Raw genomic sequence first — 21,541 nt, forward strand, 5'->3', positions numbered from 1 at the left:
CGGTGAACCGGGCCCCTGGGCGCCCGCCCCGCCGGTCCAGCACCCGGCGGCCACACCGCCACACGGCACGGCGACGGCGGCATCGCCCACACCGACGCCTCCTGTGCCTACGGTGCCTGTACCGGCGTCTCCTGTGCCGACGGTGCCTGTGCCGACGGTGCCTGTGCCGACGCCGCCTGTGCCGACGCCGCCTGTGCCGACGGTGCCTGCGCAGACCGTGTCCGACCCGGCTGCGCCCAGGTCGGCGTCCGCGCCTGCCGGGGCGGTGCCCGACCCCGCGTTCGCGGACGCGCCGCCGCCGGCACCGCCGACGGGGCATCCGACGCCGTCACCGGCGTACGACACGGCATCCCACACCGCTGCGGCTGCGGCTGCCGCGCCTGCCGTTCCGGCTCCCGGGGTGTCCTCCGACCCGTCCCACGCGGGCGCCCCGTCCTCCGATCCGTCGTCGGCGGGAGTGCCCGGCCCGTGGGTGGGGCCCGCGGTCCCGGAGTCGGCTGCCGCGCCTGCCGTTCCGGCTCCCGGGGTGTCCTCCGACCCGTCCCACGCGGGCGCCCCGCTCTCCGATCCGTCGTCGGCGGGAGTGCCCGGCCCCTGGGCAGGGGCCGCCGCGGACCCCTGGGGGCGTTACGACCCCTGGGCCGCCTCTGCCGCGGCCTCGCTCCAGCACGACGACGCCGGCGGCCGGAGGCCCGAGCAGCGCCGTGGACGGGCGACGAGGACGCTCGTCGGCGGGGCGCTCCTCATCGCCCTGGTCTCCGGCGGCATCGGCGGCGCCGTGGGCGCGTGCCTGGAACGGAACGGCGGCGTGGGGACGGTCGAGTTGCCGCAGGCCGGACACGAGGCGGCCGAACGGGCCCCGGACACCGTCGCCGGCATCGCCGCGCGGGCCCTGCCCAGCGTGGTGACCCTGCACGTGAGCGGCAGCGAGGCGGCCGGGACCGGCACCGGGTTCGTACTCGACGGCCGCGGTCACATCCTGACCAACAACCACGTCGTCGAGCCCGCAGGCTCCGGCGGCGAGATCACCGTGACCTTCAACAGCGGCGACACCGCCGAGGCCACGGTCGTCGGCCGGGACAGCGGCTACGACCTCGCCGTGGTCCAGGTCAAGGGCGTCAGCGGCCTCACCCCCCTGCCCCTCGGCAACTCCGACAACGTGCGCGTGGGCGACCCCGTCGTCGCCATCGGCGCCCCCTTCGACCTGGCCGGCACGGTCACCTCCGGCATCATCAGCGCCAGGGAACGTCCCATCACCGCGGGCGGCGAGGAGGGCGACGGCAGCGACGTCTCGTACGTCGACGCCCTGCAGACCGACGCGCCCATCAACCCCGGCAACTCCGGCGGCCCCCTCCTGGACGCCCGGGGCCGGGCCATCGGCATCAACTCCGCCATCCGCTCCGCCGACAGCGGCGGCGCCGAGTCGGACGGCGGCCAGGCCGGTTCCATAGGGCTCGGCTTCGCCATCCCCATCAACCAGGGCAAGCGCGTCGCCGAGGAACTGATCAACACCGGCAAGGCCACCCACCCGGTCATCGGCGTCACCCTCGACATGAGCTACGCGGGCGACGGCGCCCGCGTGGGCGACAAGGGCGGCGACGGCGGACCCGCGGTCACCACGGGCGGCCCCGGCGCCCTGGCCGGCATCAGGCCGGGGGACGTGATCACGGCGGTCGACGGACAACGCGTGCACTCCGGCGAGGAACTCATCGTCAAGACCCGCGCCCACCGCCCCGGTGACCGCCTGGAACTGACCCTGGAACGCGGCGGCAAGGAGACGAAGGTCTCGCTGGTGCTCGGCTCCTCCGGCGGCGGCTGACCGTCCGACCGCCGCACACGTCCCGACAAGGCGCCAGGAAGGCAAACAATTCGGAAAGCGCTCGCGTACACGCACTCAGGGCTCACGGGACGGTACCGGTCGGACGGGATCGGCGGGTACCGTGGTGGCGGCCCGGACATCCCAAGGAGCTTCAGGTGTTCAATGACATAGGCGCACTAGAGCTGGTGACGCTCGTCGTCCTCGCCGTGCTCGTGTTCGGTCCGGACAAGCTCCCCAAGGTCATCCAGGACGTGACCCGCACCATCCGGAAGATCCGGGAGTTCTCGGACAGCGCCAAGCAGGACATCCGCCAGGAGCTGGGCCCCGAGTTCAAGGACTTCGAGTTCGAGGACCTCAACCCCAAGACGTTCCTCCGCAAGCAGCTGGACAACGACGAGCTGGGGCTCAAGGAGATCCGCAACGGCTTCGACCTGAAGAAGGAGATGGCCGAGGTCACCGACGCGGTCCACAGCCGCGACGCGGAACCCTCGTCGTCCGGTTCGTCGTCCTCCGGATCCTCGTCGTCCTCCGGTTCCGCGTCCGGCGGCGGCCGAGTCGACATGTCGAAGAAGCCCGAGAACCCCGGCAAGCCCGCAGCCGAAGACCGCCCGCCCTTCGACATGGACGCCACCTGACCCCGGAACCCTGACCCCAGAGTCCCGAACCGGGCCTCCCGGTCCCGGCTTCCGCATCCGGCCCCCGGACGCCCCCGAACGTGACGCGTCTCATACTCCGGACGGGGCGCACACGCCCCGCGGACGACGCCCGCGCGACCCACGCGCCGGGCGATTCCCCGGCTGCCGCCGACGGTGTGGCTATGCTGCCCCAGTTGTTGTGCGGACCGGACGAGTGCGCCCGAAGGGGGGCGGGCCTCCGGTTCGACGAGAGCGAGGAGGCGTCCGGGCACATGGAGACGACGAGTCGGGCAGTCGCGCAGACGCCGGCCCCGGAGGGTGGACAGGAAACCGCCCCCGGCCGGCGTACCGTCGACGGCTACCTGCGTGCGCCCTTCCCCTGGTACGGCCTCGACGAGGCCTTCACGGGACCGCGCCGGCTGATGCAGCTCGGTACGGCCGCCGACGGGGCGGTGGAACACGGTTCGATCGGGCACGGCGACGAACCGTCGGTGCGCAACGAGCACGTGGCGGGCGACGAGCAGGACGCCAAGGAGAAGTTCGCGGTCGTCGTGACCGTCGCGGCCAACCCCGACCGGCGCAGCGCCGACGGAACGGGACTGCTGGAGGCCACCTCGGTCTCCTCGGCGGCCTGGCTGGCCGGCGTGGGGCTGCTGTCCTTCACCTGGCCGGGGCAGATGGACCACTCACTGCGCGACGACTGGCTGGAGCAGCAGACGGAGACCGCCTGGGTCCTCGCCGACGACCTCGACGGCGAGGACTGGACGACGCTGTCCCTCCCCGTGGACGGCGTGCCGACGCCCTTCCACTACCGGGAGTCCGAGTTCGGCTGGGTGCTGGCCGGATCGACCGAGCAGGGTGTCCACCTCGGCGCCTACGGGCGCGGCATGAGCGCCTACGGGCTGGCCTTCGCCGTGGTCAAGGACATCGCCGCGTACGCCTAGGCGGGGCAGGCCCGGCAGCCGGGCGTACGACGAGGGGCGCCGTCCCGGCGGACAGCGCCCCCACTGCCGTACGCAACGTCAGAACTTGTTCCTCGGCGTGAGGCCCAGCGAGAGGCCCGACAGGCCGCGCTGCCGGCCGCCCAGCTTGCCCGCGATCGAGCGCAGGGCCGCGCCCGCCGGGGAGTCCGGGTCGGACAGGACGACGGGCTTGCCCTCGTCGCCGCCCTCGCGCAGGCGGACGTCGATCGGGATGGAGCCGAGGACCGGGACCGACGCGCCCGTGGTGCGGGTCAGGCCGTCGGCGACCGACTGGCCGCCGCCGGTGCCGAAGACGTCGACCATCTCGCCGCAGTGCGGACAGGGCAGCCCCGACATGTTCTCGACCACGCCGACGATCTTCTGGTGGGTCTGGACGGCGATCGCACCCGCCCGCTCGGCCACCTCGGCCGCGGCCTGCTGAGGCGTCGTCACGACCAGGATCTCGGCGTTCGGCACGAGCTGCGCCACCGAGATCGCGATGTCACCGGTGCCCGGCGGCAGGTCGAGCAGCAGGACGTCCAGGTCGCCCCAGTACACGTCCGCGAGGAACTGCTGGAGCGCGCGGTGCAGCATCGGGCCGCGCCAGACGACCGGCGCGTTGCCCGGGGTGAACATGCCGATCGAGATGACCTTCACGCCGTTGGCCGAGGGCGGCATGATCATGTTCTCGACCTGGGTGGGACGCCCGTCGGCGCCCAGCATGCGCGGCACGGAGTGGCCGTAGATGTCGGCGTCGACGACACCGACCTTCAGACCGTCCGCCGCCATCGAGGCCGCCAGGTTCACCGTCACCGACGACTTGCCGACGCCGCCCTTGCCGGACGCGACCGCGTACACCCGGGTCAGACTGCCCGGCTTGGCGAAGGGCACCTCGCGCTCGGTCTGGCCGCCGCGCAGGGCGGTGGCCAGCTCCTTGCGCTGCTCGTCGCTCATCACGTCCAGCTCGACGTCGACGCGCGTGACACCCTCGACCGCCGCCACCGCGTCCGTCACGCGCTGCGTGATGGTGTCCCGCATGGGGCAGCCGGAGACCGTCAGGTACACGGCGACCGCGACCGCTCCGTCCGCGCCGATGTCCACCGACTTGACCATCCCCAGCTCGGTGATGGGCCGGTTGATCTCGGGGTCGTTCACCGTCGCCAGTGCTTCGCGCACCGCGTCTTCCGTAGCCATGGACACGATGGTACGGCGCCGCCCACGGGTCGCGGAAAGCCCCGTCAGCGGTCGTGTACGTCACGTCCCGGCGACCGATCCGCCGGGAACACCCCGCGGTCGGGGTGGTGGCCGTTCTGCCGCTCCTCCAGGTCCCTGAGCACGTCCTGCAGCTCGGAGCGGATCCAGTCCCGCGTCGCGACCTCGCCGAGACCGATGCGCAGGGCGGCGATCTCCCGGGTCAGGTACTCGGTGTCGGCGATCGACCGCTCGTTCTGCTTGCGGTCCTGCTCCAGGTTGACCCGGTCCCGGTCGTCCTGCCGGTTCTGCGCGAGCAGGATCAGCGGGGCGGCGTAGGAGGCCTGGAGCGACAGGGCCAGGGTCAGGAAGATGAACGGGTACTCGTCGAACCGCAGGGCGCTCGGGACCGAGACGTTCCACAGCACCCACAGGATGATGACGACCGTCATCCAGACGATGAACCGCCCGGTGCCCAGGAAACGCGCGACGCGCTCCGACAGTCGGCCGAAGGACTCCGGGTCCCACTCGGGCAGCAGCCGGCGGCGCGGCGGCCGGGGCTGGTCGAGGCGGGCCCGGGCCCGGGAGGACGCGGTCGCCCCCGACGTGGCCCGCTCCCGGGGCGTCGTCTCGCGCTCAGGCGCCATCGGAGCCCACCTCCCCGGTCGCCGTCCCCGTCGTCTCGTCCAGGTGGTACTCGGTCTCCCGCCAGTCGTCGGGCAGCATGTGGTCCAGTACGTCGTCCACGGTGACCGCGCCCAGCAGCGCCCCCGAGTCGTCGACGACGGGCGCCGCGACCATGTCGTACGCGGCGAAGAACCCGGCGACCACGGGCAGCGCGGCGTCCGGCTCCAGGGGTTGCAGGTCGTCGTCGAGGATCGAGCCGACCAGCGTGTACGGGGGGTCGCGCAGCAGCCGCTGGAAGTGCACCGTGCCCAGGTACTTGCCGGTCGGGGTCTCCTCGGGCGGGCGGCACACGTAGATCTGCGCGGCGTGCGCCGGGGACAGGTCGGGGTTGCGGATGTGGGCCAGGGCGTCGGCGACGGTCGCGTCGGGCCGCAGCACGATCGGCTCGGTCGTCATCAGACCGCCCGCCGTGTGCTCCTCGTACGCCATCAGCCGGCGCATGTCGGCGGCGTCGGAGGGCTGCATCAGGCTCAGCAGCCGCTCCTTGTCCGCCTCGGGCAGCTCGCCCAGCAGGTCGGCCGCGTCGTCGGGGTCCATCGCCTCCAGGACGTCCGCGGCGCGCTCCTCCTTCAGCTTGCCGAGGATCTCGATCTGGTCGTCCTCGGGCAGCTCCTCCAGCACGTCGGCCAGGCGGTCGTCGTCGAGGGCGGCGGCGACCTCCGCGCGGCGCTTGGCGGACAGGTGGTGCAGGACGTTGGCCAGGTCGGCGGGGCGCAGCTGCTCGAAGGTGGCGAGGAGGTTCTCGGCGCCCTGCCCCTGCTCCTCGACGGAGAAGCCGGTGACGCCGGACCACTCGACGGTCAGCGTCTCGCCCTTGCTGCGCCGGAACGCGCCGCCCTTCCTGCCCTTGCGGACGAAGACCTTGTCGATCTCCCAGTCCCGGCGGGCGGGCAGCTGCTGCACCGACAGGTCCAGGACCGTGACCTCCTCGCCGGTCTCGGTGAGCGCGACCCGCCGGTCGAGCAGCTCGCCGAAGACGAGGCGCTCGGTGGGCCGCTGCTCGAAGCGCCGGACGTTGACCACGCCGGTGGTGATGACCTGGCCGGACTCGATGCCGGTGACCCGGGTCATGGGCAGGAAGATCCGGCGGCGGGTGGTGAGTTCGACGACCAGCCCGAGGACGCGCGGGGGTTTGCGGCCGACGCGGAGCATGACGACCAGATCGCGTACGCGTCCCACCTGGTCACCGGCCGGGTCGAACACGGCGATGCCGGAGAGGTGGGAGACGAAGATCCGGGGGGCGCCCGCTGCCATGGCCGCGGCTCCTTTCCGCACGCTCCGCGGAGCCGGGCGAACGTGCGTGAGAGTCGAAGAGTCGAGTGAGGGTGCGTGTGAAGGCTGGTTCGGCTGGTTCGGCTGGTTCGGCTGGTTCGTACGGTGTCTGTTTCCCGAATTGCCCGCTCAGACGCGCTTCAGGCTAGCCCGTCCCGATCGGCCTCGCCCTGGTGGCCGGTCCGGACGGACTGGCTCCGTTCGCCGCCGACCGCCCCGGTACGCTGCGCCCTGGCCCGGTCGGCTCGCCGCCGACGCCCGTCGGCCTCGTGTCAGCCCTGTCAGAAAGGCAGTCCCACCTGTGTCTGTGACTTCCCGGCGCCGAATCCGCAGGGCCGCTTGGACGGGCGCGCTGTGCGTCCTGGCGGTGGGGGCCGGCCTGACGGGATGCGGCGGCGAGGACCCCGACGCGGGCACCAACGGGGTCGGGAAACTCCCGGCCGACAAGATCCAGGCGAAGGCCGGTGCGGCCGCCGAAACCGCCGGTACGGTGCGCCTGCACGGCACGGTGGACGCCGGCGGGAACAGATACACCCTCGACATGCGGCTGAAGGCCGACGGAGGGACCGGTTCGGTCGCCGCCGAGGGGACGACGTTCGGGCTGCTGCGCGTCGGCGACCAGCTCTTTCTCAAGGCCGACGCCGGGTTCTGGAGCCACGACGGCGGCGACGCCAAGGCGGCCGACAAGCTGGCCGGCAAGTACGTGAAGGTGCCGAAGAGCGACCCGGTGTACAAGAAGTTCAGCGGATTCACGGACAAGGACGTCCTCCTCGGCGGCCTGCTCACCCTGCACGGCACGGTGAAGACGGACGGCCGCCACGAGCAGGCGGGCGTCCGCACCATCCGCGTCACCGGTGACGACGGCGCGGGCGGTTCGCTGGACGTCTCCCTGGAGGGCACGCCGTACCCGCTGCGCCTGGTGCGGGCGGGGAGCGCGGGCACGCTCACCTTCTCCGACTGGAACAAGGACTTCGCGCTGGAGCAGCCGGCGAAGGACGACACCCTGGACTACGGCAAGCAGCTGCCGGAGTCCTGAGGTGGGCCCGGAGGCCCGTCAGCGGCGCCCCCGGCGCTTCAGCAGCAGGCGCGGCAGCCCCGCGGGTGCGGGCCGCCGGGTCGTCGCCGGGCTCGGCAGCGGCGCCTCGGCCAGCGAGGTGTCGGGCAGCGGCGCCGTGCTCCCCGTCGGCTCCAGCCGCAGCACCCGGCACTCACGGGCCCAGCGGTCGGTCATCGCCTCGCCGTCCGGGGCGTTGAGCCGCTTGCCCTTGAGGTCGCCGACCGCCGCCCGCCACGCCTCGGAACCGGACGGCAGCTCCACGACCCGCGCGGCCCAGGAGACCAGCCGGCCGCCCTTGTCCTTGCTGCGCACCGTCACCTCGGCAGCGGCCCCGTCGGCCAGCCCGGGCAGCGGCTGCTCGCCGGGGCCGTCGCCGACGACGCAGGCCGCGCCCTCGTGCCAGACGTGCCACAGCGCCCGCGCGGGCACCCCGGCGCCCCCGACCCAGATGAGGCCGGACTTCTTCGTGGCCTCCTCGACGAGGGCCTGGCCGAGCAGCTCGCTTGTCATGCGGTCAGCCTATCCAGGAGCCCGGGGCCGGTCTCAGAGCCAGCCGTTGCGCTTGAGCGTGCGGTGGATGCCCAGGCACATGCCCACCGTGATCGACAGGACCAGCGGGTAGCCGAACTTCCAGTGCGTCTCCGGCATGTAGTCGAAGTTCATGCCGTACACGCCGCACACCATCGTCGGTACGGCGATGATCGCCGCCCACGAGGTGATCTTGCGCATGTCCTCGTTCTGCGCGACCGACGCCTGGGCGAGGTTGGCCTGGAGGATGGAGTTCAGCAGCTCGTCGAAGCCGATGACCTGCTCCTGCACCCGCACCACGTGGTCGGCCACGTCCCGGAAGTACTTCTGGATCTCCGGGTCGATCAGCCGCATCGGCCGCTCGCTGAGCAACTGCATGGGCCGCAGCAGCGGCGCCACCGCCCGCTTGAACTCCAGCACCTCGCGCTTGAGTTGGTAGATCCGGCCGGCGTCCGTGCCGCGCGGGCTGCCCTTGCGGCCCGGGGAGAACACCTCCGTCTCCACCTCGTCGATGTCGTCCTGCACCGCGTCGGCGACCGCGATGTAGCCGTCGACGACGTGGTCGGCGATGGCGTGCAGCACCGCCGAGGGGCCCTTGAGCAGCAGCTCCGGATCCTCCTGGAGCCGGTGCCGCAGGGCGCGCAGCGAGCCCTGCCCGCCGTGCCGGACGGTGATGAAGAAGTCCCGCCCGGTGAAGCACATGACCTCGCCGGTCTCGACGACCTCGCTGTTGGCGGTGAGCTGGTCGTGGTCGACGTAGTGGACGGTCTTGAAGACCGTGAACAGGGAGTCGTCGTAGCGCTCCAGCTTGGGCCGCTGGTGGGCCTGGACCGCGTCCTCCACGGCCAGTGGGTGCAGCCCGAACTCCCGGGCGATTCCGGCGAATTCGTCTTCGGTGGGCTCGTGCAGGCCGATCCACACGAAGCCGCCGTCGCGGCGCACCTGGCGCATCGCCGTGTGCGGGGTCAGCGGTGTGTCGGTCTCGACGCGGGTGCCGTCGCGGTAGACGGCGCAGTCGACCACGGCGGAGGTGGTCCCCGGGTCGCGGGTGGTGTCGTAGGCGCCGCTGTCCTTGCGCAGCGAGACGCGGGACGGGCGGACCGCGGCGCGCAGGTCACGGATCATCGACATGGCGGGCTCCTTCGCGACGGGCAGCGAACGGGGCCGGTGACGGGTGGAACCACCCGGAATGAGGACGTCCTGGCTACGCGTGTGCGGCGCGTCCACAAAGCGGGGGGCACCGCACCGTCGCGGTGGCCGACTTCGCTGCTGATTCAGCTGCTGACACGGACCGGCGCGGATCGACAGCGATCGCGTCCGTGGATCGGATCAGGCAAAAGATCAGGCAAAACGAGACGAAGTGCTCTTCGGTGGGAAAGCGCGCGGACGGAGAGCGGTAGCGGGAGGACCCGGTACGGCTGCGTCAGCGGCCGGAAGAGCGGGTGGTACTGCACGGTCGACTTCGGTCCATGCCGCCCACCTCCTCCGGCCGGTCCCTCGTGAGGGACGATCCATTCCCCTTGTTTGGAGGGGTTCCCCGTAGGGGAGTGTTCACAGCGTCGGGGTTTGATCGCGATGCCCTGCGTGCTGCCCCGAACCGCTGGGCCAGAGTACCAGTCACCCGACGTGTCAAGGCGCCGCTTTGCCTCTTCGCGACGAGTTCTATGCTCGCGGCATGGCTGATGTTCTTCCTCTGGTCGAGGCCCGGTTGCACAGCGCGCTGGGTGCGCCGGACGCGCGCGCCGCGGTCACCTTCCTCGGCACCGACCGCATCGAGGTGCTGCGCTTCCCCGCCGCCGGCCAGGAGGGCGACGTCGTCCGCTACGCCACCCTCGGCATGTCGGCCCAGCCCATGGCGGACCCCACGGCCGCGCTCGCCGACCCGGTCAAGGGCCCCCGTGCCGAGCTGGTCCTCTCCGTGCGGGCCGGGGCGGCCGACACCGACAAGGTGCTGCGCCCCCTCGCCGTACTGGCCGCGTCCCCGCAGGTCGAGGGCGTGATCGTGGCGCCCGGCGCCTCGCTGGACGTCGGTGAGCCGCTGTGGCCGGGGGCCCCGTTCACCTCGGTCCTGGTCGCCGAGCCGGGCGGCCTGGTCGAGGACCTGGAGCTGGACGCCCCGCTGGACCCCGTGCGGTTCCTGCCGCTGCTGCCGATGACGCCGAACGAGGCCGCCTGGAAGCGCGTGCACGGGGCGCCCGCCCTCCAGGAACGCTGGCTGACGCACGGAACGGACCTGCGCGATCCGTCCCGCAGGTCCGTTCCCCTGGACTGACGCACCGGCGCGACACGACTCACCGGGCCGCCCGGTCGGTTGGCGCCGGCCGGTCCCGGTAGGCACCAGTAGGCACCCGTCGGTGTCCGTCGGTGTCCGTCGACGTCTGCCGGTGTCAGTCGGCGAAGACCGTGACCGAGTCCTCGGTCGCGTGCTTCGGCTCCAGTTCCTCTGCCTCGTGAGTGAGCGCGCGGCGTCGTACGACGACCACGACCGCGCCGAGCGCGGCGGTCACCGCCGCCACCACGAACGGGATGTGGACGTCGGTCCACTCCTCGATCTTCGGCGCGAAGAACGGGGCGGCCGCCGCGGCGAACCAGCGGACGAAGTTGTAGCCCGCGCTCGCCACCGGACGCGGCGCGTCCGAGACCCCGAGGGCCAGCTCGGTGTAGACGGTGTTGTTCACGCCGATGAACGCGCCGGACAGGATCGTGCAGACGATCGCCGTCGTGTGGTTGCCGTAGCCGAGGACCAGCACGTCGGCCGCGAGCAGCACCAGTGAGCCGCCGAGCACCTTCAGCGAGCCGAAGCGCCTCTGCATGCGCGGTGCCACCAGCACCGAGAAGACGGCGAGCAGCACGCCCCAGGCGAAGAACACGGCGCCCGACTTGTAGGGGGTCATGTTCAGCACGAACGGGGTGAAGGCCAGCACGGTGAAGAACGTGTAGTTGTAGAAGAACGCCGAGACCGCGGCGGAGGCGAGGCCGCCGTGCCCCAGGGCCCTGATCGGGTCGAGCAGCGAGGTCTTGCGGGCCGGCTTCGGCTGCTCCTTCAGGAACACCGTGATGCACAGGAAGCCGATCGCCATCAGGAAGGCCGTGCCGAAGAACGGGTAGCGCCAGCTGGCGTCGCCGAGCACGGCGCCCAGCAGCGGGCCGCAGGCCATGCCGAGGCCGAGCGCGGACTCGTAGAGGAGGATCGCGGCGGCGCTGCCGCCGGCCGCCGCGCCGACGATGACGGCGAGGGCCGTCGAGACGAACAGCGCGTTGCCCAGTCCCCAGCCCGCCCGGTAGCCGACGAGCTGTCCGACGGTGTCGGAGGTGCCGGCGAGGCCCGCGAAGACGACGACGAACGCCAGGCCCAGCAGCAGGGTCTTGCGGCCGCCGATGCGGCTGGAGACGAAGCCGGTGACCAGCATCGCCAGCGCGGTGATCAGGAAGTACGAGGTGAACAGGAGGGAGACCTGGCCGGCGGTGGCGTCCAGGCCCTCGGCGATGGACGGGAGGATCGGGTCGACGAGCCCGATGCCCATGAAGGCCACGACGGACGCGCCGGCGGTCGCCCACACGGCCTTGGGCTGCCGCAGGATGCCGCTCGCACCCGCGTCGAAGGAATCCATGCTTGCTCCAATACCGACGGGACGGTCGGGCGACTCGTCGGGGTGAATGGTTGGTGTTTGCACATAGTAAGTTAGCCCTGCTAATTAATGCAACATGCACCTAGTTTTGGCCGGTCAGCCCCCGTCCCTCCGGATGGGTGATCGTCCTTGACGTGGGGGAGCGGGGGTAGGACCGTGGGGCTCTATGAGGGGCGAACCCAGTTGCCCGAAGTGCGGTGGCCGGGTCAGGGCTCCCGGTCTCTTCGCCGACTCCTGGCAGTGCGACCTGCACGGCACCGTCCACCCGGTGCAGCCCGTACTCCCGCCCAGCGTCGAAGCGCTCGGCGTCGTGGTGCACCGCACGCAGGTCCCGGTGTGGATGCCCTGGCCGCTGCCGGTCGGCTGGCTGTTCACCGGCGTGGCCTGCGCCGGCGACGACCGCAGCGGCGGCAGGGCGACCGCCGTCGCCTGCTCCGGACCCGGCCCGCTCGGCGGCATCGGTGAGCTGATCCTGGTGGCCGAGGAACTCGGCGTCGGCCTCGGCGCGCGGTACGCGGGCCTCGACGCCCCGGACCCCGGGCCGTACATGGAGGTCGAGAAGCCGCCCCAGGCCAAGGTCCTGGCCGCAGGCCGGCCGACCCCCCTCTGGCATGTCTCCGGCGCCCCCGTCGACCGCGCCGTCTTCGCCGGGGAGGCCCTCGGGATGTGGCTGTGGGCCGTCGTCTGGCCCGAGCGGGCGGGGCTGCTGATGTACGAGGAGCTGGTGCTGACCGACCTGCGGGACGCGGGCGCCGAGGTGGACCTGGTGCCGTGCGGGGCGCTGTCGCCGCGGCTGATCGAGCCGACGGTGCCGTGACCCGCAGGGCGCGACCGCGGGGCGCGGCGGTCCGCGTAGGGGGCGCAGGGCTACTGCGGGTGTGACGGCGGGGGGTCGGGTTCCGGTTATCCTTGAGCGTCCCCCTCCGTCCCGTCACCGCTTGGAGTCAGCGTCGTGCGCATCGATCTGCACACCCACTCCACCGCGTCCGACGGCACGGACACCCCGGCCCAGCTGGTGCGCAAGGCCGCCGCGACCGGTCTCGACGTCGTCGCGCTGACCGACCACGACACCACCCGCGGATACGCCGAGGCCGTGGCCGCGCTGCCCGAGGGGCTGACCCTGGTCACCGGCGCCGAACTCTCCTGCCGTCTCGACGGCGTCAGCATGCACATGCTGGCCTACCTCTTCGACCCGGAGGAGCCCGCCCTGCTCGCCGAGCGCGAACTGGTCCGGGACGACCGCGTGCCGCGGGCCCGGGCGATGGTCGCCGGGCTCAACGAACTGGGCGTGCCCATCACCTGGGAGCAGGTCGCCAGGATCGCCGGTGACGGATCGGTCGGCCGGCCGCACGTGGCCTCCGCCCTCGTGGAACTCGGCGTCGTGCCGACCGTGAGCGACGCCTTCACCCAGGACTGGCTGGCCGACGGCGGCCGGGTCTTCGTGGAGAAGCACGAGACGGACCCCTTCGAGGCCCTCCGGCTGATCAAGGGGGCCGGCGGCGTCGCCGTGTTCGCGCACCCGGCCGCCGCCAAGCGCGGCCGTACCGTGCCGCAGGCCGCGATCGCGGACCTGGCGGCCGCCGGGCTCGACGGCATCGAGGTCGACCACATGGACCACGACGCGGAGACCCGGGCGCGGCTGCGCGGGACGGCGAGGGAGCTGGGGCTCCTGGTCACGGGCTCGAGCGACTACCACGGCAGCCGGAAGACCTGTGTGCTCGGCGAGTACACGACCGACCCCGAGGTGTACGGGGAGATCACGCGACGGGCGTTCGGGGCGTTCCCCGTGCCGGGGGCCGGCGGAGCCTGAACCGCACCCTCCGCGCGACCTCCTTCCACTCTTCCCCCTCCTCCGCAAGGCCAGTAGCTCACCCATGTTCGACGTCGCCGTCTTCGGCTCTCTCTTCCTGACCCTTTTCGTCATCATGGATCCCCCCGGGATCACCCCGATCTTCCTGGCACTGACCGCCGGCCGCCCCGCCAAGGTGCAGCGCCGGATGGCCTTCCAGGCCGTCTGCGTCGCCGGTGGCGTGATCACGGTGTTCGGTCTGCTCGGGCACCAGATCCTGGACTACCTGCACGTGTCCGTGCCCGCCCTGATGATCGCGGGCGGGCTGCTGCTCCTGCTGATCGCGCTGGACCTGCTCACCGGCAAGACGGACGAGCCGAAGCAGACCAAGGACGTCAACGTCGCGCTCGTACCGCTGGGCATGCCGCTGCTCGCCGGACCCGGGGCGATCGTGTCGGTCATCCTGGCCGTGCAGAAGGCGGACAGCGCGACCACGCAGGTCTCGGTGTGGGTGGCGATCCTCGCCATCCACGTGGTGCTGTGGCTGGTGATGCGGTACTCACTGCTGATCATCCGGGTCATCAAGGACGGCGGCGTGGTCCTGGTGACCCGCCTCGCCGGCATGATGCTCTCCGCGATCGCCGTCCAGCAGATCATCAACGGCGTCACCCAGGTGATCCAGGGCGCGTGACACGACGGCAGGGCCCCCGCACGGTGTTGTTCCGTACGGGGGCCCCGCGGTGTGTGCGAAGGGTCCGCGCTACAAGGCCGAGGTGTCGGCCGGGCGGATCCACAGGCGCTGCCCTATGGCGGCGGCCTGCTGAACGATGCGGTTCACGGAGGCGGCGTCCACGACAGTCGTGTCCACGGGGGTCCCGTCGACGTCGTCGAGTCGCATGACTTCAAAGCGCATGGCCTCTCCCTTGATCTGGTCATCCTCCTGCGGAGAACTACTGGTGTGGCTCCTGGGTCGTCGGTGCCCGGGCTTCCGTAGTGCTCAACGGGTTGCCCGCTACAAACATTCCCTACGCTAAGGAAATTTTTCGCACGTCTAATTACTGACAGGTAAGTCGCTTGTTACCGCGCGATAGGTGTCCGATACAAGACTGACCGGGACCGGTTGTGTTCGTAGCGTGACCGCCGGGAGAATGGAGGTGATGAACGACGACCACGCGTCCCTGAACGCTCGCATCGATCGCACGAACGAGCTGCTCCACCGCATGCTCGCCGAGGTGGCCAAGACGCCCTCCACCCACGCGATCTTCGTCGACGCCGGCTACCTCTACGCGGCGGCGGGGCGACTGGTCGCCGGGACCGAGGACCGCCGGGCCTTCGACCTGGACGCCGAGGGCCTGATCGAGGCGCTCATCGACAAGGCCCGCACCATCTTCGCGGACAGCCGCCTGCTGCGCGTCTACTGGTACGACGGCGCCCGCCGCCGCATCCACACCGCCGAGCAGCAGTCCATCGCGGAACTCCCCGACGTCAAGGTGCGCCTGGGCAACCTCAACGCCAACAACCAGCAGAAGGGCGTCGACTCCCTCATCCGCTCCGACCTGGAGTCCCTCGCCCGGCACCGCGCCATCAGCGACGCGGCCCTCCTCGGCGGCGACGAGGACCTCGTCTCGGCGGTCGAGGCCGCCCAGGGGTACGGCGCCCGCGTCCACCTGTGGGGCATCGAGGCCCCCGAGGGCCGCAACCAGGCCGACCCGCTGCTCTGGGAGGTCGACAGCCAGCGCACCTTCGACCTCGACTTCTTCAAGCCGTACGTCTCCCGGCGCGCGGCGCACGCCTTCGAGGCGGCGGGCGTCTCGCGTCCGGCCCGCGAGGACGTCCGCTTCGTGGGCGCGCAGATCGCGGCGAAGTGGCTGGCGGCCCGGGGGCGCGAGTCACTGGTGGAACTGCTCCCGGGGCACCCCTACCTCCCCGGTTCGGTCGACCAGGACCTGCTGGTGGAGGCCGAGGGGCTGCTGCAGTACTCGCTGCGCGGCCAGGCCGACCTGCGCCGGGCGCTGCGGGACGGCTTCTGGGAGCACTTGCGGGCGCAGTACTAGGAGCCCGCCGGCCTTCAGGGAGCGTGCGGCAGGGGTGACGCGGGGTGGTCGTCCCAGAAGTCGGCGAGGGCGCGTGCGGTGGGCAGGGGCCGGTCGGTGTTGGGGGAGTGCTCGGCGCCGGTGACCACCGTCCGGCGCGCGTCCAGCCGCAGGGCCATCTCGTCCAGGAGGGGCACGGGCCAGGTGTCGTCGTAGGTGCCCGACAGCACGTGACACGGCAGCGCCAGGGCGGCCAGCTCTGCGACGCGGTCCGGTTCGGTGCACAACTGGTGACCGGTGGCGAGCAGTTGGGCCGGTCTGGTGCCCAGCCAGCGCTCGCGCAGCCGTTCCGGGTCCGCCGGGCCGTGGGCGGGGGCCGGGGCGCCGGCCTCCTCGGGCGGGCCCATGGTCTGCATGACCTCCCAGACCTGCGCCATCGTCATCGTGTCGAGACCGTCCCGCAGCAGCTTCACGCGCTGCCGCTGGGACTCGGAGATCCGCGCCGGACCCGAGGACATCAGGGTGAGGGACACGAACGGGGCCTGGTCGAGCAGGACGGCGGACCGCGCGATCTGGCCGCCCAGGGAGTGCCCGACGAGATGTACGCGCGTCCCGAGCGCGGCGACCTGCGCGAGCACGTCCCGTGCCAACTCGGGCCGGGCGTACACCGCTTCGTCGTGCTCGGGCCCGTCCGACTCGTACTGCCCCCGCCCGTCCACGGCGACCGTGCGGTAGCCGCGCGCACCGAGCGGCCGGTGCAGCAGCGTGAAGTCCTCCTTGCTTCCCGTGAACCCGGGCAGCATCACCACCACACCCCTCGGCGCGGCCCCGTCCGCCACGGGCGAGTCGACGACGGCGAACTCACCGCGCGCGGTACGCAACCGGTACGCACGGGCGTCCGGCGGCGGGCTGAAGGCGGCGTTCCTGCTCACGGGCAGAGGCTATCGGGCGGAGCGGACGGGTGGAGAGGGCGGCTGGGCCGTGAAGGTGGTGGGAGGTGCGAGAGCCGCCGGGTGCGGGGTCGCGGGGCAGGGCCGCGGGGTGGGGCCGCGGGGTGAGGCCGCGGGGTGGGGCCGCGGTCGGTCGAGGGGCGCGGCGGGGTGGGCGGGGTGGGGCGGGGCGGACGCGGAACGGCCGTCGGCCCGGCCCCGCGCAGGTGGCGGGACCGGGCCGACGGCCGGACGAGCGGCGCGAGGATCAGCTCTCGCCGGTCTCCGCGGGCTGTGCGGCAGCCGTGGCCGCCTTGCGGGTGCGACGCGCCTTCGGCTTCGTCTCCGCCGCGTCGACGGCCTCGGCGGGCGCCTCGACGACGGCCGCGGCCTTCCGGGTCCGGCGCCGCGGCGCGGCCTCGGGCTCCTGCGAGACCTGAGCCGGAATCCCGGCGGCGGTCTCGGCGGCCTCGGCTGCCGGGGTGGCCTTGCGGGTGCGGCGGGCCTTCGGCTTGGCCTCCGCGGCCTCCGCGGCCTCGGCGGTGTCGACGGCGGTCTCCGCCTTGGCGGCGGCCGTCTTCCGCGTCCGGCGAGGCTTGGCCTCGACCTCCGCCTCCGCCTCGGGAGCCGCTTCGGCCGCGGGCTGGGTGGCCTTGCGGGTGCGGCGGGCCTTCGGCTTGGCCTCGGCGGTGTCCACGGCGGCCTCGGCCTTGGCGGCGGCCGTCTTCCGCGTCCGGCGGGGCTTGGCCTCGGTGGCTTCCGGCTCCTGAGCCGTCTGCGCCGGGATGTCGGCCGCGGTCTCGGCGGCCTCGGCTGCCGGGGTGGCCTTGCGGGTGCGGCGGGCCTTCGGCTTGGCCTCCGCGGCCTCGGCGGTGTCCACGGCGGTCTCCGCCTTGGCGGCGGCCGTCTTCCGGGCCCGGCGGGGCTTGGCCTCCGCCTCCGGGGCCGACGCCTCCTCGGTGACGGCGGCGGCCTTGCGCGTACGGCGCCGCGGCTTGGTCTCCGTCGGCTCGGAGGCGGGCTCGGTCACCTGCTGCTCGGCCGTGTCCACCGCCGTCTCGGCGGCGGTGGCCTTGCGGGTGCGGCGGCGCGGCTTCTCGGCGGGCGCCTCGGCCGCCGGGCTCTCCACGACCGCGGGGCTTCCACGACCGCCGCCGGCGCGGTGGCCGGGGTGGTCTCCAGCGGGGCCGCCGGGGCCTCCGCCGCCTTGCGGGTACGGCGGCGACGCGCCTTCGCCGGGGCTTCCACGACCTCGGCGGTCTCGGCGACGGCGGTGACCGCGACCTCGGACACCGCGAGCGCGGTGTCCTCGGCGTTCCGTACCGCGTCGGCGGCCGGAGCGTCGGACGGCGCGGTCGGCACGGACGTCGCGGACGTCGAGGACGTCTCCGGCAGGCGCGACGGCTCGCCGTTGCGCGTACGGCGTCGACGGCGCAGGGTGCGCGGGCCCTTGGCGGCGTCGGTGCTCGCGTCGGCGGCGCTGTCCCCACCGCCGGTCACGGCCTCGGCCGGGGTGGTCGCGGCAGTCGCGGTGGTCTCCGCGTCCACCGGCGCACCGCCGCGCATCCGACGCCGGCGGCGCGGCGTCGTACGGGACGAACGGTCGCCGTCGCGGTCACGGTCACGGTCGCGGTCGCGGTCGCCGGAGCGCGACTCGCCGCGGCCACCCCGTCCACCGCGGTCGCCGCGGTCGCCGCGGGTACGGCCACCGCGGCCGCCCGGCTCGCCCAGGTCCTCGAGCTCCTCCGCGTCGAGCCCGGCGCGGGTGCGCTCCGAGCGCGGCAGGATGCCCTTGGTGCCCTCGGGGATACCGAGGTCGGTGTAGAAGTGCGGGGAGGTGGAGTAGGTCTCCGCAGGGTCGTTGAAACCGAGGTCCAGCGCCTTGTTGATCAGCTGCCAGCGCGGGATGTCGTCCCAGTCGACCAGCGTGATCGCCGTACCCTTCGCGCCCGCGCGGCCGGTGCGGCCGATGCGGTGCAGGTACGTCTTCTCCTCTTCCGGCGACTGGTAGTTGATGACGTGCGTCACGCCCTCGACGTCGATGCCGCGGGCGGCGACGTCGGTGCAGACGAGCACGTCCACCTTGCCGTTGCGGAAGGCGCGCAGGGCCTGCTCGCGGGCGCCCTGGCCGAGGTCGCCGTGGACCGCGCCGGAGGCGAAGCCGCGCTGCTTGAGCTGGTCGGCCAGGTCGGCCGCGGTGCGCTTGGTGCGGCAGAAGACCATGGCCAGTCCCCGGCCGTCGGCCTGCAGTATGCGGGCCACCATCTCGGGCTTGTCCATGTTGTGCGCGCGGTAGACGAACTGCTTCGTGTTCGCGACCGTCGCGCCCGCGTCGTCCGGCGAGGTGGCGCGGATGTGCGTGGGCTGCGACATGTAACGGCGGGCGAGTCCGATGACCGCGCCCGGCATGGTGGCCGAGAACAGCATGGTCTGGCGCCGGGGCGGCAGCATGTTGATGATCTTCTCGACGTCGGGCAGGAAGCCCAGGTCGAGCATCTCGTCGGCCTCGTCCAGGACCAGGCTCTTGATGTGCTTCAGGCTCAGCTTCTTCTGGCCCGCGAGGTCCAGCAGGCGGCCCGGGGTGCCGACGATCACGTCGACGCCCTTCTTCAGGGCCTCCACCTGCGGCTCGTAGGCGCGGCCGCCGTAGATGGCGAGGACGCGCACGTTGCGGACCTTGCCGGCGGTCAGGAGGTCGTTGGTGACCTGCTGGCACAGCTCGCGCGTCGGGACGACGACGAGGGCCTGCGGGGCGTCGGTCAGGGACTCGGGCGCGGCCCGGCCCGCCTCGACGTCGGCGGGGACGGTGACGCGCTCGAGGAGCGGGAGGCCGAAGCCCAGCGTCTTGCCGGTGCCGGTCTTGGCCTGGCCGATCACATCCGTGCCCGAGAGGGCCACGGGGAGCGTCAGCTCCTGGATCGGGAAGGGAGTGGTGATGCCGACGGCTTCGAGGGCTTCGGCGGTCTCGGGGAGGATCCCGAGGGATCGGAACGTCGTAGTCAGGGTGCTGCCTCTTCTGTGTACGTGGTGCGAGGCGAGCGCGCGGGTCGTGCCGGACCGTGTCGGGGACGTCGGCTGCCTTACGGGTGAGCCGTAGGACACGGGACCTCTGTCGACGCTCCAGCGCTCGTACCACTGAGGGTCCCCCTCCGGGCTCCGTACGCAATGCGGCGTACGGCGGGAGGGCTGTCGGGTCGGAGCCGATCGGGCCACCGACCGGGCATCCTCATGCGTGCGGCCCGACGACGATGTCACGTACCCGTACGTCACATACTCGGCAGGCGCATTACCACCATACCCCGGATTCACGCACACGCGATGGCCGATTTGCTCACGTAGTCGTCGTCACACTCACTGACCAGGGCCTTACCACCGCCGAAGAGCCGACTATTGTGCGCTGCATGACGAGCTCTGACAAGCCTGGCACCGCCGCAGCCGCCCCCTCCGACTCCGCCGAGAACGCCGGAAACGCCGGAGCCACCTCGATCGCCGCCCGCGACTGGTCGTCGGCCGCGGCCGACCCGCAGTACCGCGCCGCGGTCGTGGACCTCCTCGGCGCGCTCGCGTACGGCGAGCTGGCCGCGTTCGAGCGGCTCGCGGAGGACGCCAAGCTGGCGCCCACGCTGGCGGACAAGGCGGAGCTGGCGAAGATGGCCTCCGCGGAGTTCCACCACTTCGAGCGGCTGCGCGATCGGCTGGCCGAGGTCGGCGAGGAGCCGACGGGCGCCATGGAGCCGTTCGTGGCCGCCTACGACGGCTTCCACAAGCAGACCGACCCCTCCGACTGGCTGGAGGGGCTCGTCAAGGCCTACGTCGGCGACTCCATCGCCAGTGACTTCTACCGCGAGGTCGCCGCCCGCCTCGACACGGACACCCGTGAGCTGGTCCTCGCCGTGCTCGACGACACCGGGCACGCCGAATTCGCCGTGGAGAAGGTGCGCGCGGCGATCGACGCCGACCCCCGCGTGGGCGGGCGGCTCGCGCTGTGGGCGCGGCGGCTGATGGGGGAGGCGCTCTCGCAGTCCCAGCGGGTGGTGGCCGACCGGGACGCGCTGTCCACGATGCTCGTGGGCGGGGTCGCGGACGGTTTCGACCTCGCCGAGGTCGGCCGGATGTTCTCCCGGATCACCGAGGCGCACACCAAGCGGATGGCGGCGCTGGGGCTGGCCGCCTGACCTCCGCCGGAGCGGGGCGTCGGCCCCGTACGGCGGCTGCCGTCAGCCGGTCACCGTCAGCCGGTCACCGTCAGGCGGGTGCCGAACTGCGCCGGAGTCTTCCCGCGGGGCGCAGCAGCAGGGACAGCGAGGCCGCGGAGAGCGTCGCCGAACCCAGCAGCACCAGGGCGAGCCCCCCGGCGCCCAGCGCGGTGTGCGTGACGAACGCCCCGAAGAGGGCGCCGGCGATCCCCGTCGGCAGGACCAGGAGGCGGGCGGGGAGGCGGTGGCGCAGACGATGTGCCGCGGCCCAGGCCAGAGCGAGGCCGAGGATTGTGGCGCTGATCGCTTCCAAGAGCATGTCGGGGTCCCTCCCAGATGGCCGGCGTGCCCCAAACGGTCACTGCCGTCTTACCCCTGACCTGCGGAATGCAATCCTCCCCCTGTGGGTGAACTGTGCTCCACCCGTGAACGGCAAACGGGGAAGGGCCGCGCGGCGGACGGGGGAGTGAACGAGGAGGGGGAACGCGCGAACGGGTGGGGCCCGGCGGTGCATCACCGCCGGGCCCCACCCGTTCTGCGTCCGTCGTCCAGCGCCCGCCGGCTACAGCGCGCCGAAGCCCACCTTGCGGGGGGCCGGCTCGCCGATCTCGACGTAGGCCAGACGGTCGGCCGGCACCAGGACCTTGCGGCCGTGTTCGTCCACGAGGCTCAGCAGCTGCGACTTGCCGGCCAGTGCCTCGCCCACCACGCGCTCGACCTCCTCGGCGCTCTGACCGCTCTCCAGAACGATCTCGCGAGGCGCGTGCTGCACGCCGATCTTGACCTCCACGGCTATGTCCCTCCGACGGTCATC

The 21,541-nt window shown here is 72.6% G+C and carries 20 protein-coding genes and 1 pseudogene; 10 read left to right on the plus strand and 11 right to left on the minus strand.

Annotation, left to right across the window (positions count from 1 at the left end; all coding sequences use genetic code 11):
- Positions 1 to 202 precede the first annotated feature (202 nt).
- From BJ961_RS05750 to BJ961_RS05760, 3 genes are all read left to right on the plus strand, one after another.
- Positions 203 to 1,819, plus strand: coding sequence for a S1C family serine protease (locus BJ961_RS05750; protein WP_408648677.1), 1,617 nt, complete (start codon positions 203 to 205; stop codon positions 1,817 to 1,819).
- Between the two features lie 155 nt (positions 1,820 to 1,974).
- On the plus strand, positions 1,975 to 2,454 hold the full coding sequence (locus BJ961_RS05755) for a sec-independent translocase (RefSeq protein WP_271320226.1): 480 nt from the start codon (positions 1,975 to 1,977) through the stop codon (positions 2,452 to 2,454).
- Between the two features lie 272 nt (positions 2,455 to 2,726).
- Positions 2,727 to 3,398 (plus strand): hypothetical protein, encoded by a 672-nt coding sequence (locus BJ961_RS05760; RefSeq protein ID WP_271320227.1) that lies wholly within the window; start codon positions 2,727 to 2,729, stop codon positions 3,396 to 3,398.
- A gap of 78 nt (positions 3,399 to 3,476) precedes the next feature.
- Here the strand turns inward: BJ961_RS05760 and BJ961_RS05765 are convergent, their stop codons facing one another.
- From BJ961_RS05765 to BJ961_RS05775, 3 genes are read right to left on the minus strand one after another with little or no spacing between them, the layout of a single operon-like run.
- Complete coding sequence (locus tag BJ961_RS05765; protein WP_271320228.1) at positions 3,477 to 4,610, minus strand: Mrp/NBP35 family ATP-binding protein; 1,134 nt, start codon at positions 4,608 to 4,610, stop codon at positions 3,477 to 3,479.
- Between the two features lie 44 nt (positions 4,611 to 4,654).
- Positions 4,655 to 5,254: a DUF1003 domain-containing protein gene (locus BJ961_RS05770; protein ID WP_271320229.1), complete on the minus strand. Its 600-nt coding sequence runs from the start codon at positions 5,252 to 5,254 to the stop codon at positions 4,655 to 4,657.
- Positions 5,244 to 6,548: a magnesium transporter MgtE N-terminal domain-containing protein gene (locus tag BJ961_RS05775; RefSeq protein WP_271320230.1), complete on the minus strand. Its 1,305-nt coding sequence runs from the start codon at positions 6,546 to 6,548 to the stop codon at positions 5,244 to 5,246. The genes BJ961_RS05770 and BJ961_RS05775 overlap by 11 nt, the downstream gene beginning before the upstream one ends.
- Positions 6,549 to 6,867: 319 nt before the next feature.
- Here BJ961_RS05775 and BJ961_RS05780 point away from each other — a divergent pair, with 319 nt between their 5' ends.
- The gene (locus tag BJ961_RS05780; protein ID WP_271320231.1) at positions 6,868 to 7,602 is read left to right on the plus strand and encodes a hypothetical protein; all 735 of its coding nucleotides are present in this window, start codon (positions 6,868 to 6,870) and stop codon (positions 7,600 to 7,602) included.
- A gap of 18 nt (positions 7,603 to 7,620) precedes the next feature.
- On the opposite strand, the gene BJ961_RS05785 is transcribed toward BJ961_RS05780, so the two are convergent.
- Positions 7,621 to 8,133 (minus strand): hypothetical protein, encoded by a 513-nt coding sequence (locus tag BJ961_RS05785; protein WP_271320232.1) that lies wholly within the window; start codon positions 8,131 to 8,133, stop codon positions 7,621 to 7,623.
- A gap of 33 nt (positions 8,134 to 8,166) precedes the next feature.
- A complete protein-coding gene (locus BJ961_RS05790) occupies positions 8,167 to 9,282 on the minus strand; it encodes a magnesium and cobalt transport protein CorA (RefSeq protein ID WP_271320233.1) in 1,116 nt (371 codons plus the stop codon).
- 544 nt (positions 9,283 to 9,826) lie between these two features.
- On the opposite strand from BJ961_RS05790, the gene BJ961_RS05795 reads away from it, so the two are divergent.
- Complete coding sequence (locus tag BJ961_RS05795; RefSeq protein ID WP_271320234.1) at positions 9,827 to 10,423, plus strand: suppressor of fused domain protein; 597 nt, start codon at positions 9,827 to 9,829, stop codon at positions 10,421 to 10,423.
- 115 nt (positions 10,424 to 10,538) lie between these two features.
- On the opposite strand, the gene BJ961_RS05800 is transcribed toward BJ961_RS05795, so the two are convergent.
- Positions 10,539 to 11,762: an MFS transporter gene (locus BJ961_RS05800; RefSeq protein ID WP_271320235.1), complete on the minus strand. Its 1,224-nt coding sequence runs from the start codon at positions 11,760 to 11,762 to the stop codon at positions 10,539 to 10,541.
- Between the two features lie 184 nt (positions 11,763 to 11,946).
- Here BJ961_RS05800 and BJ961_RS05805 point away from each other — a divergent pair, with 184 nt between their 5' ends.
- From BJ961_RS05805 to BJ961_RS05815, 3 genes are all read left to right on the plus strand, one after another.
- Positions 11,947 to 12,597, plus strand: coding sequence for a DUF6758 family protein (locus BJ961_RS05805; RefSeq protein ID WP_271320236.1), 651 nt, complete (start codon positions 11,947 to 11,949; stop codon positions 12,595 to 12,597).
- Positions 12,598 to 12,732: 135 nt separating this feature from the next.
- Positions 12,733 to 13,590: a PHP domain-containing protein gene (locus tag BJ961_RS05810; RefSeq protein WP_271320237.1), complete on the plus strand. Its 858-nt coding sequence runs from the start codon at positions 12,733 to 12,735 to the stop codon at positions 13,588 to 13,590.
- A gap of 64 nt (positions 13,591 to 13,654) precedes the next feature.
- Positions 13,655 to 14,260, plus strand: coding sequence for a MarC family protein (locus BJ961_RS05815; protein WP_271320238.1), 606 nt, complete (start codon positions 13,655 to 13,657; stop codon positions 14,258 to 14,260).
- A 69-nt stretch (positions 14,261 to 14,329) separates the two neighbouring features.
- Here the strand turns inward: BJ961_RS05815 and BJ961_RS05820 are convergent, their stop codons facing one another.
- A complete protein-coding gene (locus BJ961_RS05820; RefSeq protein WP_007444413.1) occupies positions 14,330 to 14,482 on the minus strand; it encodes a hypothetical protein in 153 nt (50 codons plus the stop codon).
- Between the two features lie 235 nt (positions 14,483 to 14,717).
- On the opposite strand from BJ961_RS05820, the gene BJ961_RS05825 reads away from it, so the two are divergent.
- Positions 14,718 to 15,623 carry an NYN domain-containing protein gene (locus BJ961_RS05825; RefSeq protein ID WP_271416974.1) on the plus strand — a complete coding sequence of 302 codons (906 nt, stop codon included), beginning with the start codon at positions 14,718 to 14,720 and terminating at the stop codon, positions 15,621 to 15,623.
- Between the two features lie 14 nt (positions 15,624 to 15,637).
- On the opposite strand, the gene BJ961_RS05830 is transcribed toward BJ961_RS05825, so the two are convergent.
- Complete coding sequence (locus BJ961_RS05830; protein ID WP_271320239.1) at positions 15,638 to 16,534, minus strand: alpha/beta fold hydrolase; 897 nt, start codon at positions 16,532 to 16,534, stop codon at positions 15,638 to 15,640.
- Positions 16,535 to 16,799: 265 nt separating this feature from the next.
- Positions 16,800 to 19,441, minus strand: a pseudogene (locus tag BJ961_RS05835) (DEAD/DEAH box helicase).
- 491 nt (positions 19,442 to 19,932) lie between these two features.
- Between BJ961_RS05835 and BJ961_RS05840 the strand changes: the two are divergent.
- Positions 19,933 to 20,706, plus strand: a complete 774-nt coding sequence (locus BJ961_RS05840) for a ferritin-like domain-containing protein (RefSeq protein ID WP_271320240.1) — start codon at positions 19,933 to 19,935, stop codon at positions 20,704 to 20,706.
- A 70-nt stretch (positions 20,707 to 20,776) separates the two neighbouring features.
- Here BJ961_RS05840 and BJ961_RS05845 read toward each other — a convergent pair whose 3' ends face one another.
- Both BJ961_RS05845 and BJ961_RS05850 read right to left on the minus strand, forming a co-directional pair.
- Complete coding sequence (locus BJ961_RS05845) at positions 20,777 to 21,046, minus strand: hypothetical protein (protein ID WP_271320241.1); 270 nt, start codon at positions 21,044 to 21,046, stop codon at positions 20,777 to 20,779.
- 243 nt (positions 21,047 to 21,289) lie between these two features.
- Positions 21,290 to 21,517 carry a DUF3107 domain-containing protein gene (locus tag BJ961_RS05850; RefSeq protein ID WP_007444428.1) on the minus strand — a complete coding sequence of 76 codons (228 nt, stop codon included), beginning with the start codon at positions 21,515 to 21,517 and terminating at the stop codon, positions 21,290 to 21,292.
- Between the last annotated feature and the right edge of the window lie 24 nt (positions 21,518 to 21,541).

The sequence above is a fragment of the Streptomyces lienomycini genome (assembly GCF_027947595.1).
GTDB classification, from domain to species: Bacteria; Actinomycetota; Actinomycetes; order Streptomycetales; family Streptomycetaceae; genus Streptomyces; species Streptomyces lienomycini.